Below are 18,879 nucleotides of genomic sequence, written 5' to 3' on the forward strand. Positions count from 1 at the left end.
CGTCGATTATCGGCGTGTCGCCGCCGACGGTTCACGATCAAAGCCCAGGATGCACACTCGACGCCCGCTAGGAGCCCGCCAGCACGTTTACGCAGTCGCGGGCGATGGCGAGCTCTTCGTTGGTCGGGATCACCAGGACGGCGATCGGCGAATCGTCGGCGGAGATCTGCCGCGCACCCTTGCCGCCACCGAGGTTGCGGCGCTCGTCGAGCACGATGCCCAGCTCCTCCATGCCCGCGACCGCGTCGCGGCGCACCGCCGCGTCGTTCTCGCCGATCCCCGCGGTAAAGCTGATGACGTCGGTGTGCCCCAGCACCGCCAGGTAGGCGCCGACGTACTTGCGCAGCCGATGCGTGAACACGCTATAGGCCAATTGCGCTGACTCGTCACCGGATTCGATCATCCTTCGCAGCCGGCGGAAGTCGCGCTCACCGGACAGGCCCAGCACCCCGGATCGCTTGTTGAGCATGGTCTCGACGTCGTCGACGCCCATCCCGGCGGTGTGGGACAGGTAGCTGACGACGCTGGGATCGATGTCCCCGCTGCGGGTGCCCATCACCAGCCCCTCCAGCGGTGTGAGGCCCATCGAGGTGTCGATCGGCCGGGTGCCGGCGATCGCCGAGGCCGAGCAGCCGTTACCCAGGTGCAGCACAATCTGTTTCAGGTCGCCGGGCGGCCTGTCCAGGAAGGCGGCGGCCTGCTCGCTGACGTAGCGGTGCGAGGTGCCGTGAAACCCGTACCGGCGGATCTGATGCCGCTGCGCCAGGTCGCGGTCGATGGCGTAGGTCGCGGCAGCGGGCGGCAGGTCGTGGAAGAACCCGGTGTCGAAGACCGCGATGTGCGGAATGTCGGGCAGCAGCCGCCGGGCGACCTCGATTCCCTTGAGCGAGGGAGGGTTGTGCAGCGGCGCCAGGTCCGACAGTTCGCCGAGCCGGGCGATCACCGCGTCGTCCAGCGGGGTGGGCTCGTAGAAGGCGTTGCCGCCGTGCACCACTCGATGGCCGACCGCGACGACGCCGCATGTCTTGAGGTCGATGCCGTCGTCGGCCAGCGTGTCGAACGCGCGGCGCAGCGCGGCGTCATGGTCGGGGACGGGAGACCCCTCCTCGCCGATGCGTTCCACGAGGCCGGTCGAGAGCGCCGTGCCCGAATCGGGATCGACCAGCTGAAACTTCACCGACGACGAGCCGGAGTTGATCACCAGCACCAGGCGCGCGCTGCTACTTCCCATCGGGGCCGCCTTGTGCCTGAATCGCGGTGATGGCAACGGTGTTCACGATGTCCTCGACCAGCGCGCCCCGCGACAGGTCGTTCACCGGCTTGCGCAGACCCTGCAGCACGGGTCCGATGGCGAGGGCTCCGGCGCTGCGCTGGACCGCCTTGTAGGTGTTGTTGCCGGTGTTGAGGTCGGGGAAGATCAGCACCGTGGCGCGCCCGGCCACCGGCGAGTCGCGCAGCTTGGTGGCCGCGACCGACGGTTCGATCGCCGCGTCGTACTGGATGGGGCCCTCCACCGGCAGGTCGGGGTTGCGCTCACGCACCAATTGCGTTGCCGTTCTGACCTTGTCGACGTCGGCACCGGAGCCGGAGTCGCCGGTCGAGTAGGACAGCATCGCGACCCGCGGTTCGATGCCGAATTGTGCGGCGGTGCGCGCCGAGGAGATTGCGATGTCGGCCAGCTGCTCCGGTGTCGGATTGGGGATGATCGCGCAATCGCCGTAGGCCAGGACACGATCGGGTAGGCACATCAGGAAGATGCTGGACACGGTGGACACGTCCGGGACGGTCTTGATGATCTCGAACGCGGGCCGCACGGTGTGCGCGGTGGTGTGGGCGGCGCCGGACACCATGCCGTCGACCATCCCGTTGTGCACCATCATGGTGCCGAAGTACGTTGTGTCGCGCATGATCTCGCGGGCCTGCTCGACGGTGACCCCCTTCGCCTTGCGCAACTGCGCATACTGGTCGGCGAACTCGTCGCGCAACCGGCTGGCGCGCGGATCGATCACCGTTACGTCGGCCAGGTCCACCCCGAGTTCGCCCGCGCGCTGGCGGATTTGGGCCTCGTCGCCCAGGATGGTCAGGTCGGCGACACGGCGTTGCAGCACCCGCCCGGCCGAGCGCAGGATGCGGTCGTCGTCGCCCTCGGGCAGCACGATGTGCCTGCGATCCGAACGCGCCTGCAGCGTCAGCTGATGGATGAACATCTGCGGCGTGGTCACGGTGGGGATCGGAATGGCAAGCTGCGCCAGCAGATCGGTGATGTCGACGTGGCCGTCCATCAGCTCGACCGCGGTGTCGATCTTGCGTTGCGACGCCGCCGTGACCCTGCCCCGGGCGGTGGCCGCCGCGCTGGCGGTGTCGTAGGTGCCCAGCGCGGTGGCGACGATCGGCAGCCGCAGCCGCAGCCCGGCGACCAGGGCCGCGATGGACGGGTGCAGCTCGAAGCCGCCGTTGAGGACGATGCACGACAGGGACGGAAACCCTTCCGCGGCATGGGCGCTCGCGACGGCGAGCACCACGTCCGAGCGGTCGCCGGGGGTGATGACCGCCATTCCGTCGCGCAGCCGTTCCAGGACGTGGTCGGCGGTCATCCCGGCCACCATCACACCGGTGACCTCGCGTTCGCGCAGCGACTCTTCGCCGCTGACCGGCGTCCCGCGCACCGCGCTCTGAAGCTCGGCCACCGTCGGCGCCGACAACAGCGGTTCGTCGGGCAGGACGTAGCTGCGCAGGGACGATGGCCGCAGCGCCTCGTCCAACTTCTTCCGGATGGCGTCCAGCTCGGCCGGTTCGCAGCGGTTGGCCACCACCGCCGCGGTGTGGGCGTGCTGAGCGTCCAGCTCGGCCAGGCACACCTTGACGACGTCGGCCACCTCACCGGCGGTGCGGCCCTTGCCGCTGACCGTCAGCAGCAGCGGCGCGCCGAGGTTGACCGCGATGCGCGCGTTGGTGGAAAGCTCCGCGGGTCGAATCGCCTGTCCGAGTTCGGAATAATCGCTGCCGACGATCACCACGACGTCGCACTTCTCGGCGACGGCGTGGTAGGCGTCGACGATGGCGGCGATCGCCGCGTCGCCGTCCGCGTGCAGCTGCTGGTAGGTGACGCCGACGCATTGCTCGTACGACAGGCCCGCCGTGGTGCGCGACAGCAGCAGTTCCAGGATGTAGTCGCGATTTTCCAGGTCCTGCGGCGACCCGCTGCGCCCGGCTTCGCCGCGTTGGCGATCGCCGCCATCTGAACGCGTAATGGGCCGGAACACACCGACTTTCGCGACCGTCGCGGTCAGCCGGTGCAGCAGGCCCAGCGCGATCGTCGACTTTCCGGTCTCCGGCTCGGGCGCGGCGATGTAGATTGCCGTTGCGGCGCCCGAGACCACTCGTCCGCCCCTCAGGCCAGCCGCCGCAGCCGCGGCGCCAGGTCCTTCTCGAAGAGGTCCAGGAACCGGCGCTGGTCGTGACCGGGCGCGTGGAACACCAGGTGGTTGAGGCCCCACTTCACGTACTGGCCGACCTTTTCGACCGCCTCGTCGGGATCGGATGCCACGATCCAGCGCTTGGCGACCTGCTCGATCGGCAGCGCGTCGGCGGCCTTCTCCATCTCGATCGGGTCGTCGATGCTGTGCTTCTGTTCGGCGGTCAGCGACAGGGGCGCCCAGAACCGGGTGTTCTCCAGCGCCAGTTTGGGATCGGGGTCATAGGAGATCTTGATCTCGATCATCTTGTCGATGTCGTCGACGTTGCGGTCGTTGATCGCGGCGCCCTCCTTGACGGCGGGGATCAGCTTGTCCTTGTAGAGCTCCTCGCCCTTGCCGGAGGTGCAGATGAAGCCGTCGCCGGCGCGCCCCGCGTACTTGGCGACCGCGGGGCCCCCGGCCGCGACGTAGATCGGGACCCCGCCCTCGGGCACGTCGTAGATCGAGGCGCCCTTGAGCCGGTAGTACTCGCCGTCGAAGTCGACGCGGTCGCCGCGCCACAGCTCGCGCATCAACCGCACCGACTCGCGCAGCCTGGCGAACCGCTCCTTGAACTCTGGCCAGTCGCCCTCGTATCCCGTGGCGATCTCGTTCAGCGCCTCGCCGGTACCGACCCCGAGGAAGATGCGGTCCGGGTACAGGCAGGCCATGGTGGCGAAGGCCTGCGCGATGACGGCGGGGTTGTAGCGGAAGGTCGGGGTGAGCACGGAGGTGCCCAGCGTGATCCGCTTCGTGCGTTCGCCGACCGCGGTCATCCAGGCCAGCGAGAACGGCGCGTGCCCGCCCTCGTGCCGCCACGGCTGGAAATGGTCACTGACCGTTGCGCTGTCCATGCCGTGACCTTCGGCGGCGACGGCAAGCTCGACGAGCTCGCGCGGTGCAAATTGTTCGGCGGACGCTTTGTATCCGAGTTTCAGTTCAGCCACGAGTTCTTTCTACTCCTGTGCTGATGGTCGCGACCCGCCGCGCCCGGCGAAACGCCGCGCTTGCGATCGCTCCTGTGCTGACGGTCGCGACCCGCCGCGCCCGGCTACGCCGCGCTTGCGATCGCTCCTGTGCTGACGGTCGCGACCCGCCGCGCCCGGCTACGCCGCGCCTCAGACCTACACTCGCGGGCATGGGACCGGCGCCAACTCTTGTTCAAGCCACCGACACGGTGCACCTCGCCCGGGGCGACGCCGTCAACTGGACGATCGTTGCCGACGACACCGGCGTGATGCTGATCGACGCCGGCTATCCGGGGGACCGCCCCGACGTGCTGGCGTCGCTGCGCGAGCTGGGCTTCGACGCCGGAGACGTGCGTGCCATCCTGCTTACCCACGCCCACATCGACCACCTGGGCTCGGCGATCTGGTTCGCCAACGAATACGGCACCGACGTGTATTGCCACGCCGACGAGGTGGGGCACGCCAAGCGCGAATACCTGGAGCAGGCCTCGGTTTTCGATGTCGCCGTTCGCATTTGGCGGCCGCGCTGGGCGGCGTGGGGGTTGCACGTGGTGCGCAGCGGCGGCCTGATCCGCGACGGCATCCCGTCGACGCGGCCGCTGACCGCCGACGTGGCCGCAGGCTTGCCCGGGCATCCGATGGCCGTTTTCACCCCGGGGCACACCAGCGGGCACTGCTCGTACGTGGTCGACGGGGTCCTGGTCAGCGGCGACGCCCTGATCACCGGCCACCCCCTGCTCAAGCACGACGGGCCGCAGCTGCTGCCGGAGGTGTTCAGCCACAGCCAGCAGAATTCGCTGCGTAGCCTGGACGCGTTGGCCCTGCTCGACACCGAGGTGTTGCTGCCGGGGCACGGCGACGTGTGGCGCGGCCCGATCCGCGAGGCGACGGCCCGGGCCATCTCGCTGGCCGGCGGTTGATGGCCTCGGGCCAGATCATCGCCACGGAGACCACACCGGCCCGTGAAGGTCCTGATTGCCCTGAGATCCGTTGTGACGGTTGTCAACTCGATTGCCCCGGTCTGGGCGTCGGCGCCGGCTATGCCAGCCACTTCTCGAAGGCGATCGGGATGAACGGCCCCCAGGACGGCAGCGGGTCCGGCGCCACCCGGGTATAGCCCGTCGCGTCGTAGAGCGCCTCGGCCTCGGGCTGCCGGTTGCCGGTGATCAGGTAGAGCCGCCGGTACCCGCGCGCCAGGGTCTCGGCCTCGAGCGCGGCCAGCAATGCCCGCGCATAGCCGCGGCGCCGATGGGCGGCGTCGGTCCAGATCCGCTTGAGTTCGGCGGTGTGGGCGTCGTAGCGGCGAAACGCGCCGCCGGTCACCGGCACGCCGCCCACCACGCCGATCAACAACCCGCCGTCCGGCGGCGCCAGCTCGGCCTCCGGCACGGGCAGCCAGGACAGATGCGTGCTCGGCGTGCCGCCGTAGCGCTCCGCGTACTCGACGGCCAACTCGGCCAACAGCGGTTGGGCCAGCGGATCGTCATGGGTCGCCGAGACGAACCGCAACCGGCCGTCTGGCGGAATGGATTCCGGCATCATCGAAAACTCAAACGCGTGTCGCGGTGACATATTCCGGGATGAACTCCGCGTCGCCGCGCCCGGTGCGCCGCCGCTTGCCCAGCCCCATGGTGCGCAGCAAGTCGGCGATGTCACGCCCGCGCGTTTCCCAGCCGTGGGCCGCCAAATACTCAGGGACATAGTGGTATTCGCCCGGATAGGTCAGGCTGGCCAGATCGACGTCGAGGCCGCGCCGCCGCCAACCGTCGACGAAGGCGCGTTCGGCCCCCAGCTGCAACGGATTCCAGGTGGGCATGTGATCGGCGGCCAACCGGCTGCCGAGGGCGCTCGCCGCGGTGACGCCGCGCAGCAACCGGCTCTGCTCCTGGGGCGGCAGATACCCGACGAGCAACTGCTCGGCGACCCACACCGTGGGCTGGGCGGCGTCAAAACCCACCCGCCGCAACGCCGCCGGCCAATCGTCGCGCAGGTCGATGCCGACCGCGCATCGGTTGGTGGCCAAAGTGGCGTCCAGCCCCCGAAGCACGTCGGACTTGAAGTCGAGGACCTGCGGCCGATCGATCTCGTAGACGGTCGTCCCCCGCGGCCACCACAGCCGGTAGGCCCGGCTGTCCAGGCCCGACGCCAGGATCACCACCTGGCGAATGCCCGCCCGGCCCGCGTCGGCCAAAAATTCGTCGACGAAGCGGGTGTGCGCCGCCAGCGCGTCCATCAGCGCCGTCATCGCCGCGTCGTCGCCGTCGTCGGCCGCGAACGCGTGGTCCTTGATCGCCCGGGTGAGGTAGTCGATCCCGACCGCGCACAACAACGGTTCGGCGAACGGGTCGTTCAGCAGGCCCTTGTCGGTGGCCACGGCCCGCGCGGCGGCCCCGAACGTCGCGGTCACCTCCACATCGGCCGTCGGTGCCATCGCGCGCTCAGACGTCGGAGCGGCGCCGCAGGGTAAGCCCCACGGCCACTCGCCAGCCCAGCAACAACAACGCGGTGACCGCCGTCGCCACCACGACGAAACTGGCGGCCACGCCCGCAGACGTCGCCTTGCGCAGCACCATGCCGACGACGACGGTGGACAACCAGACGACGACCCCGGTGGGCGCCACGGCGGTGGGCCGCCGCCAGCCGCGTGCGGCCAGCCAACCGACGGCGGTGCCGCTGAGAAACGGCCACGCCGTCGTGGCGATGCCGGTGAGGTTGAGCCCTTCGTCATGACTGCGGCGCCCCAGGGCGCAGAACACCAGCACGCCGACGACGTCCACGGCCAGCCAGCCCAGCCACCGGAGCCTAAGCATGCAGCGAGACTACCGGGGCAGGGCCTCGATCCTTGACCCGGCGGTCGCAGTGAACCTAGATTCGTCGGCGATGAATACCCATTCACCTGATGGCCTCGCGGTGGTGACCGGCGCCGGTTCCGGCATCGGCAGGGCGATCGCGCTCGGACTCGCCGCCCGCGGCGACCACGTGGTGGCCGCGGACCTCGACGAGGCGGCGGCCTCGGCCACCGCCGGGGAACACCCCGACAAGATCACCGCGCTGCCGGTGGACGTGGCCGACCCGGATCAAGTCAACGCGCTGCGGGATCGCATCAACGCCGACCTCGGGGTGCCCAACATCGTCGTCAACGCCGCCGGATGGGACCGCACTGACCAATTCCTCAACGCCACGGCGGAATTCGCGCAGAAGGTGGTCGCGATCAACTACCTGGGGCCCGTGCACGTCTGCTCGGCGTTCCTGCCGGGGATGATCGAGACGCACGGCGGCGGGCGCGTGGTCAACCTGGCCAGTGACGCCGGCCGGGTGGGCAGCGCGGGCGAGAGCATCTACGCCGGCGCCAAGGGCGGGGTGATCGCCCTGACCAAGTCGCTGGCCCGCGAGATGGCGCGTCACCAGATCACGGTGAACTGCGTGTGCCCCGGACCGACCGACACGCCGCTGTTTCACGCGCAGCCCGAGAAGCTGAAGGAGGCACTGGTCAAGGCGATCCCGTTCCGCCGCCTGGCCCGGCCCGACGAGGTCGCCGCGCCGGTGTTGTTCTTCGCGTCGGAGGCCGCCTCGTTCATCACCGGACAGGTGATCAGCGTCAGCGGCGGTTTGACGATGGCCGGCTAGTGGCAGGCTGACTCCTATGAGCACCAAGACGCCGCCCGCCTTCGACCGCTACGACCCGCTCGGCCTGGACGCCTCCCTGTCCGACGACGAACGCGCCGTGCGCGAGACCGTCCGGGAATTCTGCGCCGAGCACGTCCTGCCCCACGTCGCGGAGTGGTTCGAGATCGGCGACCTCCCGGTCCGCGAACTCGCCAAGGGGTTCGGCCAGCTGGGTCTGCTGGGCATGCACCTGGACGGGTACGGCTGCGGCGGGGCCTCCGCCGTGCACTACGGGCTGGCCTGCGTCGAGCTCGAGGCCGCCGACTCCGGCATTCGGTCGATGGTCTCGGTGCAGGGCTCGCTGGCGATGTTCGCGATCTGGAATTTCGGGTCCGAGGAGCAGAAGCAGGAATGGTTGCCGGGCATGGCCACCGGCGAGCTGCTCGGCTGCTTCGGGCTGACCGAGCCCGACGTCGGATCCGACCCCGCCGCGATGAAAACCCGTGCGCGACGGGATGGTTCGGACTGGGTGCTCAACGGCCGCAAGTTGTGGATCACCAACGGCTCGGTCGCCGACGTCGCGGTCGTGTGGGCCAACACCGACGACGGGGTCCGCGGTTTCATCGTGCCCACCAAGACGGCGGGCTTCAGCGCCAACACCATTCACCACAAGCTGTCGTTGCGGGCCTCGATCACCAGCGAGCTGGTGCTCGACGACGTGCGGCTGCCCGCCGAGGCGATGCTGCCCGAGGCCCAGGGGTTGCGCGGGCCGCTGTCGTGCCTGTCCGAGGCCCGGTACGGAATCATCTGGGGCTCCATGGGAGCCGCGCGCTCGGCCTGGCAGGCGGCCCTCGACTACGCCACGCAGCGCACCCAGTTCGGCCGCCCGATCGCCGGATTCCAGTTGACCCAGGCCAAACTCGTCGACATGGCCGTCGAACTGCACAAGGGCCAGCTGCTGTCGCTGCACCTCGGCCGCCTCAAGGACAGTGTGGGCCTGCGTCCCGAGCAGGTGAGCTTCGGCAAGCTGAACAACACCCGGGAGGCGATCGAGATCTGCCGGACCGCCCGAACGATACTGGGCGGCAACGGGATATCGCTGGAGTATCCCGTGATCCGGCACATGGTCAACCTGGAATCGGTGCTGACCTACGAGGGCACACCGGAGATGCATCAGCTGGTCCTCGGCCAGGCGTTCACCGGCAGCGACGCCTTCCGCTGATGAGCCGGCTGACCTACACGCACGAGCATCACCAGTTCCGGGAACTGGTACGGGATTTCGTGCGGCAGACGGTCGCGCCCAACCACGAGAGCTGGGAACGCGACGGCCAGTGGGACCGCTCGCTGTTCATCGAGGCGGGCAAGCTTGGGCTGCTGGGCTTTTCGGTGCCCGAGCATCTCGGCGGCCCGGGGGTGGACGACTTCCGCTACAACGCGATCGTGATCGACGAGTTGCAGCGGGCCGGGGCGGCCGCGGAGGCCATCGCCTTCACGCTGCAAAACGACGTGGTGCTGCCCTATCTCACCGACTTGACGACCCCGGAGCAGCAACAGCGCTGGCTGCCCGGCGTGGTCACCGGCGAGACCGTGCTCGGCATCGGGATGACCGAGCCCGGCACCGGCAGCGATCTGGCCGGGATCCGCACGACCGCGGTGCGAGACGGCGACGACTACGTCGTCAACGGCGCCAAGACGTTCATCTCCAACGGTCAGGTCGGGGACCTGTTCGTCATCGCCGCGCGCACCTCGCCGGATCGCCATCAGGGACTGTCGCTTCTGGTGGTCGACGCCGACACCCCGGGCTTTTCCCGCGGCCGCAACCTGGAGAAGATCGGCCTGCACGCCCAGGACACCAGCGAGCTCACCTTCACCGATATGCGGGTGCCGAAGGACAACCTGCTCGAATCAGAGGGCCGCGGCTTCTATCAGTTGATGAAGAACCTGCCCCAGGAGCGGCTCGCGCTCGGTGTCGGGGCGGTGGCCGCCGCGGAAACGATCCTGGCCGCAACCCTCGACTACGTCCGCGATCGCACGGCCTTTGGATCACCGATCGCCAGCTTCCAGCACAGCCAATTCGTGCTCGCCGAGTTGGCCACCGAAATCGACGTCGCGCGAACGTATCTCGACGACTGCCTCGCCGAGCACCTCGAGGGCGAGCTGACGGCCGCCCGGGCCGCCCGGCTGAAATGGTGGACCACCGACCTGCAGGTGCGCACCGCCGACCGCTGCCTGCAGTTGCACGGCGGGTACGGCTACATGCGCGAGTACAGCGTGGCGCGCGCGTTCGTCGACGCCCGCATCCAAACCATCTACGGCGGCACCAACGAGATCATGAAGACGATCATCGCCAAGGACCTGGGCCTGTAGGGACAGCCGATGGCCACCGACGTCGCCGACTACAGCGCCCTTCCCGCCGAGGAGGCGGTGCGCGCCGCCCGCGTCAGCTCGCGGCGCCGCCAGGTGCTCGATGCCGCGGTCAAAGTCATGGGCAGGACCGGGTTTCACCAGATGTCCATGCAGGACCTGGCCACCGAGGCCGAGGTCAGCGTCGGCCTGCTCTACAAATACTTCGGCGGCAAGGAAGACCTGCTGCTCGCCACGATCGTGCGCATCCTCGACGCGTTCCGCGATCAGCTGGCGCCGGTCATCGCCGCCGCCGGCGACGACGTCGTGGACCAGCTGACCGCGGGGGTCCGACGCTACATCCAGATCGTCGACGAGAACCTCGACGGCGTGGTCCTGACCTACCGGGAGAGCCGAACCCTCGGGGCGCCCGGCCGCACCCAGATCAAGGACCTCGAAATCGCCACGGCCGCACCGCTGCGCGCGGTGATCGAGGCCGGCGTCGCCCAGGGCGTCTTCCGCGGGGTCGACGTCGACCTCACCGTGTTCGACATCATGCTGCTCGCCCATGGCTGGGCGCTCAAGCACTGGCACTTCGGGCCGACCTACACCCTCGACGAATACATCGCGTTGCAGATCGGCCACGTGCTGGGCGGATTGATCGCCGACGACCGCCGCGTCGACTACGCGCACGTGCTGGAATGAGGGGCATGGGAGTCACCGCACGCCGCGTCCGCGGCACGATCGCCTTGTTGGCCCTGGGAGCCGCCGCCGGCCTGCCCGTGGCGGGCGCCGATCCGGCCGCGGCGCTGCCCCCGATGGCGTCCAGCGGCAGCGGGCCGATCATCGGCGGGGGCTCCGCGGCGGCGCAGGGAATCGCCCAGCAGCTCTTCAGCTTTGGCAATCCTAACGTCGTGCAGGAGGTCGACGGCTCGGACGCGGCGCAGTTCATCACGTCCGCGGCGGGAGCCGCCAACCCGCAACTCGCGGGGCCCTTCTCGCTGCTGCGCCGGGCGTTGGCGTGCCAGACCGACAATTCGGGATTCGGGGCGCGCGCCTATCGGCGCAGCGACGGGCAGTGGGGCGGAGCGATGCTGGTTGCGGCCAAGAGCGCGACGCCGAGCCTCGACGGCCTGGTGGGCTGCGTGAAGACCAATTGGCGAAGGACCGCCGCGGGGGGCGAAACCGCCATGTGCAACAACGGCTGGACCACGCCGACGTCCTACGACAGCCGCCGCGGCGAGACCTATTACATCCTGCTCGCGGGCACCGCCGCCGACTTCTGCAGCGATCTCAACGCCAAGTACAAGAGCGACGCCAGCGCGTGGCCGTTCTGAGCGGCAGCGATGCCCTCCCACCCGTCGCTGAAACAAATTGCCATCCCGACGGTTTCGCCGCGCGTCGGGCGGCGCGAGCTCGGGACCTATTTGAATTCATATCCAATTTGCGCAGCCGCGCCGGCGAGCGGCGGGTAAATAGCGATCCAATATAGCCGCGACATAGGCCCCGCGCAGGATAATTCCCATTCACCGAGCCACCGGATTTTGCTGAATTCCGTTCGCGGCCAGGCGGTCGCATCCGAGCTGGGTTCGTCGGTCATCCGTTTGACGAATTGGTCGGAAATATTCGCGAAATCGCTTATCTGCGAGCGATTGACAACGTAAGCTCGCCGACATCGGGCCTTAGAATGTCGTCTCCCAGACGTAGGGGGTTCTAATGTCACGTCGTACTAGCAAAATCGTCATCGCCGTGGTGCTGGCTTTCGCAGCGCCAATGACCTCGGCATGCACGATTCCGCTCGTTATCGACTGTGGACCCGGTTTGACCTGCACCGGATAGCGGTAACCGAACGGGCCCCGAGCTCAATTGGGGCCCGTTCACTCACATCACGCTTCGCGTAGCGAAGAGCACAAGGTGATCGGCCGGGGCCACAGCATGCCCTGATGCGCGCCGCGGCCCCGGCCGGGATCCGTTACCACACACGCCATTTCGGGTTATGGCGTCCCCAGAGGCGTCGAGATCGGCTTGGCCGCACGCATTTTCGGCCTCTGCGGCTCCTTCTGCTAGCCCGGTGACTCCGACGCGCCGCGCATCCGCGCGCACGTCGGCCTCGCCTTTCGTGGGTGCGGCGTCGTACGGTGGAGGCATGTCGCGCCATCGTGTGGTCATCATCGGAAGCGGTTTTGGCGGGTTGACCGCGGCAAAGGCGCTCAAACGCGCCCCCAAGGGCACCGAAGTCGAGGTCACCGTGATCTCGAAGACGACAACGCACCTCTTCCAGCCGCTGCTGTATCAGGTGGCCACAGGCATCCTGTCCGAAGGCGACATCGCGCCGACCACCAGACTGATCCTGCGCCGGCAGCGCAACGTCCGGGTGCTGTGGGGCGAAGTCTCCGCCATCGACCTCACCGCCAAGACGGTCACATCGCACCTGATGGGCATGGAGACGGTGACGCCCTACGACAGCCTGATCGTGGCCGCCGGCGCACAGCAGTCCTACTTCGGCCACGACGAGTACGCCGCCTTCGCGCCCGGGATGAAGAGCATCGACGACGCCCTGGAGCTGCGCGGCCGCATCCTCGGCGCCTTCGAGGCCGCGGAGGTCGCCACCGACCCGGCCGAGCGCAAACGCCGCCTGACCTTCGTGGTGGTCGGCGCCGGGCCCACCGGCGTCGAGCTGGCCGGCGAGATCGTCCAGCTGGCCGAGCGCACCCTGGCCGGCGCGTTCCGGACGATCACCCCCAGCGAATGCCGGGTCATCCTGCTCGACGCGGCGCCCGCGGTGTTGCCGCCGATGGGCACCAAGCTGGGCCTCAAGGCCCAGCGGCGGCTGGAAAAGATGGACGTCGAGGTCCAGCTCAACGCGATGGTGACCGCGGTCGACTACATGGGCATCACGATCAAGGAGAAGGACGGCGGCGAGCGCCGCATCGAATGCGCGTGCAAGGTGTGGGCGGCCGGCGTGCAGGCCAGCTCGCTGGGCGCGATGCTCGCCGAACAGTCCGACGGAACCGAAACCGACCGCGCCGGAAGGGTGATCGTCGAACCCGACCTCACCGTCAAAGGGCACCCGTACGTGTTCGTCGTCGGCGACCTGATGTCGGTGCCCGGCGTGCCCGGGATGGCGCAGGGCGCGATCCAGGGCGCGAAATACGCCGCCACCGTCATCAAGCACGCGCTCAAGGGTGAGGACAATCCCGCCGACCGCAAGCCCTTCCGGTACGTGAACAAGGGCAGCATGGCGCTCATCTCCCGCTACAGTGCCGTCGCGCAGGTCGGCAAGGTGGAATTCGCCGGGTTCTTCGCCTGGCTGGCGTGGCTGGTGCTGCACCTGTACTACCTCATCGGCCACCGGAACCGACTGGCCGCCATGTTCGCCTGGGGGATCTCGTTCCTGGGCCGCACCCGCGGCCAGATGGCCATCACCAGCCAGATGATCTACGCCCGGCCGCTGGTGAACTGGGTGGAGCAGCAGGCCGCCGAAGGCACGCTCGCGGCCGCCGAGCGCGCCGAGACGGCCGAGCAGAAGGCGGCCGGCTAGCTCAGGGCCCGATCGATGTCGGCGATCAGGTCGTCGGTGCCTTCCAGGCCGACGGAGATGCGGACCACGCCGTCGCCGAGCCCGATCGCCGCGCGGCCCTCCGGGCCCATCGCCCGGTGAGTGGTGGTCGCGGGATGTGTGACAAGGGATTTGGCGTCGCCGAGGTTGTTGGAGATGTCGATCAGCGTCAACTTGTCCAGCACCTCGAAGGCCCGCTGTTTGGCCCTGCTGTCCGGGCAGTCGAGCGCGAAGGTGATCACCGTTCCGCCGCCCGACATCTGGCGCTTGGCCAGGTCGTATTGCGGGTGTGAGGACAGATAGGGGTAGCGCACCCAGCTCACCGCCGGATGGGTCTCGAGGAATTCGGCGATCCGGTACGCCGAGGAATTGCTGTGCTCGACCCGGATGGCCATCGTCTCAAGGCCTTTCAGCAACACCCAGGCGTTGAACGCGCTCATCGCCGGGCCGGTGTGCCGCATCAGTTTCTGCACCGGGCCGTCGATGTACTCCTTGTCGCCGAGGATGGCCCCGCCAAGCACCCGGCCCTGGCCGTCGATGTGCTTGGTGCCCGAGTACACCACCACGTCGACGCCGAGCGGGACGCCCTGCTGCAGCAGCGGTGTGGCGAAAACGTTGTCCAGCACCACCTTTGCGCCCGCGGCGTGGGCCAGCTCGGTCACCGCGGCGATGTCCACCAGCGACTGCATCGGATTCGACGGGGTTTCGAAGAACACCGCCGTGGTGGGCACCGACAACGCCTGTTCCCACTGGGACAGGTCGTCGCCGTCGACGAAGACGGTTTCGACACCCCAGCGCGGCAGGATCTCGTTGCACACCACGAAACACGAGCCGAACAGGCTGCGCGACGCGACCAACCGGTCCCCCGCGCCCAGCAGCGCGCCCAGTGACGTGAACACCGCCGCCATGCCGCTCGCGGTGGCAAACGCCGCCGGTGCGCCTTCGAGCAGGCGCAGCCGCTCCTCGAACATCGTCACGGTCGGGTTGCCGTACCGCGAGTAGACGAAGCGGTCGACCTCGCCGGTGAACGACTGCTCGGCGACCGCCGCGGTTTCGTAGACGTAGCCCGACGTCAGGTACAGCGCCTCGGCGGTCTCGTCGAACCCCGAGCGCAGCAGCCCACCGCGCACGCCGATGGTCGCCTGGCTGACGCCTTCGGGCAACGGTGCGGGAGTGCGAACCGAGTCGTGATCGGCGGGCGTCATGCCCGGATCAACCTTGCTTCCAAGGCAATCCGATCGCCCGCCAGCCCGACTCGCCGCGATGACCGTTGGCGTCCAGCTGGCCCTCGAAGCCGTCCAGGATGTTGTAGGCCGGCGTGATGCCCAGCTGGGTCGCCACCTCGGCGGCGCCGATGGAGCGGTTTCCGGAGCGACACAAAAACAGCACCGGGCGATCCGCGTCGGTTTCGGCCGGCGCCACCTGCTCGCGCAGCTGGTCGGCGAAGTTCGCGTTGGGCCTGCCGTCGGAGGAATTCCACTCGAGGAACAGCACCTCGCGGCCGAGGCTGGACAGATCGGGCACCCCGACGAATCGCCATTCGGCGTCGGTGCGCACGTCGACCAGCACGGCGTTCGGATTGTCGCTGAGCAGTTTCCATGCCTCCAGGGGCGAGATGTCGCCCGCGTAGGAGTGTCCGCGCTCTGTGCTCATGCTCGTATTCCCTCGTCCTTCGTACGCATCGTCAGCCACCCCGGCGAGATTGCCCCCCGCGCGGCGCTACCTGACCTGCGATCGTATCGAGACCGGCGCCGCGCGCATCTCGGGGCTCAGCCGCGGGGCGCCGGGGCGGCCAGCCGTTCGGCGGCCTGGCCGGCGCGCTCGCGGGCCGCCGTCACCTCCGGCGCGGTCGCCAACGCCCGGAACCCGCTCCCGGAGACGCGCAGGTCGCTCTCCGGCACGCTCAGCGCGCCGATCAACGCGGCGGGGTCATGGGGATCGGCCGGGCCCGCCACCCGGGCGGCGGCCGGCGACACCATCATGGTGTCCACCGGCAGGCCCAGGATGGTGCGGGCCTGCAGCTCGAACGCCGAAAGTCGCTGGCTGCGCAGGGTCACCCAGGCGCTGTCGGCCGGGCGCGACGTGACGTCGGCGAAGTACACCTCGTCGCCGTTGACCATCAATTCGACCCCGAACACGCCGCGCCCGCCCAGCGCCTTGACGATCCGCGCGGCGATCGACCTCGCGGCGTCCGTCGCGGCCGCGCTCATCTTCTGGGGCTGCCAGGATTCCAGCACCTGCCCGTCGGACCCGCGGTGCCCGATGGGTGAGCAGAATTCGATGGCCGGCCCCGACGGGCCCTCGCTGCGGACCGCCAGCAGGGTCACGTAGAACTCGACCTCGACCACGGTTTCGGCCAGCACCCGGGCGGAGGACTGGTCGCCCACCGCGCGGCGCCAGGCGGGTTCGATGTCCTCGCGGCGCGCCACCACCGACTGCCGCTGCCCGGTCGGCCCGGCCACCGGCTTGACCAGCAGCGGGTACCCGGCGTGCGCGCCGACCGCCTCGAGTTCGCCCAGCGATCCGACGAACCAGAACGGCGCGGTGGGCAGCCCCAGCTCGTCGGCGGCCAGCCGGCGCAGCCCTTCGCGGTCGGCGGTGAGCCGCACGGCGCGGGCGCTGGGCACCAGCTCGCCGTCGAGGGCGTCGAGGGCCCCGGTGGCGACCGCGTCGGTGGTGGTGACGACGAGGGTGGGTTGCAGCCGCCCGATCGCCTGCGCCAGCTCGTCGGCGTCGGTCATGTCGAGCACCAGCGCCTGGTCGGCGACCCCGTGCGCGGGCGCGTGGGGGTACCGGTCGGCGGCGATCACCCGGGCCCCGAGGCGTCCCAGGGCGATCGCCAGCTCCCGGCTGATCTCGCCGGAACCCAGCAGCAGCACCGTCGGGCGCGCGTCGGCGGGGGCCGGTGGGGGCACGACGAGCGCCGTCGTCTCGTCGTCGCGTCCGTCCGTCACGCCGTCAGTCACGGCTCAAGGATAGGTCGGTTCGGCGAGTGCTAGGGCTGACCGGGAAGCAGCCGCACCATCAGGCCGTTGCCCTCGGCCAGCACGGTCTGCTCCTCGTCGACCAATTCGGCGGAGACGAACGCCTTGCGGCCCTCGGTGCCGGTGACCCGGCCACGCACCAGCAGCGGCACGTCGATCGGGGTGACCTTGCGGTAGTCGACGTGCAGGAAGGCCGTGCGGCTGATGGGCCGGTTGGCGGCGTGGGAGATCATGCCGAACATGTGGTCGAACAGCAGCGGCAGCACGCCGCCGTGCACCGCGTGGTTGCCGCCGACGTGGAAGCGGCTGAAGTGGCCGGTCATTTCGACGCCCTCGGGGTCGTACCGCGTCAGCACCCACGGCGGCAGCAGCAGGCTGCCCATGCCCGGCAGGTCGGGGGTGCGGCCCGCGGGCGCCTGGCCCTCGGCCTCGGCCTGAAACGGCCCCAGCAGCTCGGTCAGCGCCGCGACCCGGTCGGCGGCGTCGTCCCAGACGTCGTCGCCCGGGTCGGCCGACACGGCGAGGTCCTGCAGCCGGCGCATCGAGGCGACGAACCGGGCGAAGCCGGGTCCGGGGCTGGCGGGCCCGTACTCCGGGAAGCCGCCGTGGTGTTCGTATTCGGGATCGAGGTCGATCGGGTTCGGTTCCGGGTCCGTCACGCGCGGGCCGCCAGGACGTCGCGGCGCACGATGGTCTGTTCGCGCCCGGGTCCCACACCGATGCACGAAACATGGGCTCCCGCAAGCTCTTCGAGCCGAAGCACGTAGTCGCGGGCCTTGGCGGGCAGGTCGTCGAACTCGCGGGCGTGCGAGATGTCCTCCCACCAGCCGGGCAGCTCCTCGTAGATCGGCTCGGCGCGGTGCAAATCGCTTTGGGTCATCGGCATCTCGTGGATGCGTGCCCCGTCGATCTGGTAGCCGACGCACACGGGAACGGTTTCCAGGCTGGACAGCACGTCGAGCTTGGTCAGGAAGTAGTCGGTGATGCCGTTGACCCGGGTGGCATAGCGGGCGATGACGGCGTCGAACCAGCCGCACCGCCGGCGCCGCCCGGTGGTGACGCCGAATTCGCCCCCGGTCTTGGACAGGTATTCGCCGTTCTCGTCGAACAACTCGGTGGGGAACGGGCCGGAGCCCACGCGGGTGGTGTAGGCCTTGAGGATGCCCAGCACCGCGGTGATCCGCGTCGGCCCGATCCCCGAACCCACCGCCGCCCCGCCCGCCGTCGGATTCGACGACGTCACATAGGGATACGTGCCGTGGTCGACGTCGAGCAGGGTGCCCTGCGAACCCTCCAGCAACACGGTTTCGCCGGACTCCAGCGCGGTGTTGAGCAACAGCCGGGTATCCGCGATGCGGTGCGCGAAACCCTCCGCCTGCTCGAGCAGGGCCTCGACCACCTGGTGCGGGTCGAGCGCCTTGCGGTTGTAGATCTTGACCAAGATCTGGTTCTTCAGCTCCAGCGCGGCCTCGACCTTGTGGGTCAACACCTCCCGGTCGAGCACGTCGGCGACGCGGATTCCGATCCGGGCGATCTTGTCCTGGTAGCAGGGCCCGATGCCGCGGCCGGTGGTGCCGATCTTCTTGTTGCCCATGTAGCGCTCGGTGACCTTGTCGATGGCCACGTGGTAGGGCAACAGCAGGTGCGCGTCGGCGGAGATCAGCAGCCTCGAGGTGTCGACACCGCGGTCTTCGAGGCCTTTGAGCTCGTCGAGCAGCACGCCGGGGTCGATCACCACACCGTTGCCGATGACGTTGGTGACGCCGGGCGTGAGCACGCCCGACGGGATCAGGTGCAGGGCGAAGTTCTCCCCCGTCGGCAAGACGACCGTGTGCCCGGCGTTGTTGCCACCCTGGTAGCGCACCACCCACTGCACCCGCCCACCCAGCAGGTCGGTGGCCTTACCTTTGCCCTCGTCGCCCCACTGGGCGCCGATCAGGACGATTGCCGGCATGAGTTTGCTC

At 69.2% G+C, this 18,879-nt stretch carries 18 protein-coding genes; 7 read left to right on the top strand and 11 right to left on the bottom strand.

Annotated features, from left to right (window positions below; genetic code table 11):
• Nucleotides 1-67 precede the first annotated feature (67 nt).
• Genes OCQ_RS23255 through fgd form a run of 3 tightly spaced genes read right to left on the bottom strand, consistent with a single transcriptional unit; the run spans nt 68 to nt 4,402 of the window.
• A complete protein-coding gene (locus tag OCQ_RS23255) occupies nt 68-1,231 on the bottom strand; it encodes an acetate kinase (protein WP_014383396.1) in 1,164 nt (387 codons plus the stop codon).
• Nucleotides 1,221-3,380, bottom strand: coding sequence for a phosphate acetyltransferase (pta, locus tag OCQ_RS23260; protein ID WP_009952471.1), 2,160 nt, complete (start codon nt 3,378-3,380; stop codon nt 1,221-1,223). Before pta ends, OCQ_RS23255 begins: the two co-directional genes overlap by 11 nt.
• 11 nt (nt 3,381-3,391) lie before the next feature.
• On the bottom strand, nt 3,392-4,402 hold the full coding sequence (gene fgd / locus OCQ_RS23265; protein WP_008261452.1) for a glucose-6-phosphate dehydrogenase (coenzyme-F420): 1,011 nt from the start codon (nt 4,400-4,402) through the stop codon (nt 3,392-3,394).
• 191 nt (nt 4,403-4,593) lie between these two features.
• Between fgd and OCQ_RS23270 the strand changes: the two genes are divergently transcribed.
• Nucleotides 4,594-5,343, top strand: a complete 750-nt coding sequence (locus tag OCQ_RS23270) for an MBL fold metallo-hydrolase (protein WP_041785254.1) — start codon at nt 4,594-4,596, stop codon at nt 5,341-5,343.
• A gap of 118 nt (nt 5,344-5,461) precedes the next feature.
• Here OCQ_RS23270 and OCQ_RS23275 read toward each other — a convergent pair whose 3' ends face one another.
• From OCQ_RS23275 to OCQ_RS23285, 3 genes are read right to left on the bottom strand one after another with little or no spacing between them, the layout of a single operon-like run.
• Entirely contained in the window at nt 5,462-5,965 is a 504-nt protein-coding gene (locus OCQ_RS23275; protein ID WP_008261457.1) for a GNAT family N-acetyltransferase, read from the bottom strand.
• Between the two features lie 7 nt (nt 5,966-5,972).
• Entirely contained in the window at nt 5,973-6,854 is an 882-nt protein-coding gene (locus OCQ_RS23280; RefSeq protein ID WP_014383400.1) for a class I SAM-dependent methyltransferase, read from the bottom strand.
• Between the two features lie 7 nt (nt 6,855-6,861).
• Complete coding sequence (locus OCQ_RS23285) at nt 6,862-7,233, bottom strand: DUF3054 domain-containing protein (RefSeq protein ID WP_041785255.1); 372 nt, start codon at nt 7,231-7,233, stop codon at nt 6,862-6,864.
• A gap of 70 nt (nt 7,234-7,303) precedes the next feature.
• On the opposite strand from OCQ_RS23285, the gene OCQ_RS23290 reads away from it, so the two are divergent.
• The 6 genes from OCQ_RS23290 (at nt 7,304) to OCQ_RS23315 (ending at nt 13,913) form a co-directional block, all read left to right on the top strand.
• Complete coding sequence (locus OCQ_RS23290; RefSeq protein WP_041785258.1) at nt 7,304-8,050, top strand: SDR family NAD(P)-dependent oxidoreductase; 747 nt, start codon at nt 7,304-7,306, stop codon at nt 8,048-8,050.
• 16 nt (nt 8,051-8,066) lie between these two features.
• Nucleotides 8,067-9,251: an acyl-CoA dehydrogenase gene (locus OCQ_RS23295; protein WP_014385917.1), complete on the top strand. Its 1,185-nt coding sequence runs from the start codon at nt 8,067-8,069 to the stop codon at nt 9,249-9,251.
• On the top strand, nt 9,251-10,396 hold the full coding sequence (locus tag OCQ_RS23300; RefSeq protein ID WP_014385918.1) for an acyl-CoA dehydrogenase family protein: 1,146 nt from the start codon (nt 9,251-9,253) through the stop codon (nt 10,394-10,396). Before OCQ_RS23295 ends, OCQ_RS23300 begins: the two co-directional genes overlap by 1 nt.
• Nucleotides 10,397-10,405: 9 nt before the next feature.
• On the top strand, nt 10,406-11,077 hold the full coding sequence (locus OCQ_RS23305) for a TetR/AcrR family transcriptional regulator (protein WP_014385919.1): 672 nt from the start codon (nt 10,406-10,408) through the stop codon (nt 11,075-11,077).
• Between the two features lie 5 nt (nt 11,078-11,082).
• On the top strand, nt 11,083-11,709 hold the full coding sequence (locus tag OCQ_RS23310; RefSeq protein ID WP_014385920.1) for a hypothetical protein: 627 nt from the start codon (nt 11,083-11,085) through the stop codon (nt 11,707-11,709).
• Nucleotides 11,710-12,518: 809 nt separating this feature from the next.
• A complete protein-coding gene (locus tag OCQ_RS23315) occupies nt 12,519-13,913 on the top strand; it encodes an NAD(P)/FAD-dependent oxidoreductase (RefSeq protein ID WP_009952488.1) in 1,395 nt (464 codons plus the stop codon).
• Here the strand turns inward: OCQ_RS23315 and OCQ_RS23320 are convergent.
• The 5 genes from OCQ_RS23320 to OCQ_RS23340 all read right to left on the bottom strand — a co-directional run bounded on the left by OCQ_RS23320 (nt 13,910) and on the right by OCQ_RS23340 (nt 18,869).
• The gene (locus tag OCQ_RS23320) at nt 13,910-15,136 is read right to left on the bottom strand and encodes an O-succinylhomoserine sulfhydrylase (protein ID WP_009952489.1); all 1,227 of its coding nucleotides are present in this window, start codon (nt 15,134-15,136) and stop codon (nt 13,910-13,912) included. The two genes, OCQ_RS23315 and OCQ_RS23320, sit on opposite strands and share 4 nt — an antisense overlap.
• A gap of 7 nt (nt 15,137-15,143) precedes the next feature.
• Nucleotides 15,144-15,584: a rhodanese-like domain-containing protein gene (locus tag OCQ_RS23325; RefSeq protein WP_008261475.1), complete on the bottom strand. Its 441-nt coding sequence runs from the start codon at nt 15,582-15,584 to the stop codon at nt 15,144-15,146.
• A gap of 116 nt (nt 15,585-15,700) precedes the next feature.
• Nucleotides 15,701-16,897 (bottom strand): formate-dependent phosphoribosylglycinamide formyltransferase, encoded by a 1,197-nt coding sequence (gene purT, locus OCQ_RS23330; protein ID WP_014943033.1) that lies wholly within the window; start codon nt 16,895-16,897, stop codon nt 15,701-15,703.
• A 29-nt stretch (nt 16,898-16,926) separates the two neighbouring features.
• Nucleotides 16,927-17,574: a PaaI family thioesterase gene (locus tag OCQ_RS23335; RefSeq protein WP_009956038.1), complete on the bottom strand. Its 648-nt coding sequence runs from the start codon at nt 17,572-17,574 to the stop codon at nt 16,927-16,929.
• The gene (locus tag OCQ_RS23340; RefSeq protein ID WP_014385923.1) at nt 17,571-18,869 is read right to left on the bottom strand and encodes an adenylosuccinate synthase; all 1,299 of its coding nucleotides are present in this window, start codon (nt 18,867-18,869) and stop codon (nt 17,571-17,573) included. Before OCQ_RS23340 ends, OCQ_RS23335 begins: the two co-directional genes overlap by 4 nt.
• Nucleotides 18,870-18,879: the final 10 nt, after the last annotated feature.

Origin of the sequence: Mycobacterium paraintracellulare (genome assembly GCF_000276825.1) — a bacterium.
GTDB lineage: Bacteria > Actinomycetota > Actinomycetes > Mycobacteriales > Mycobacteriaceae > Mycobacterium > Mycobacterium intracellulare.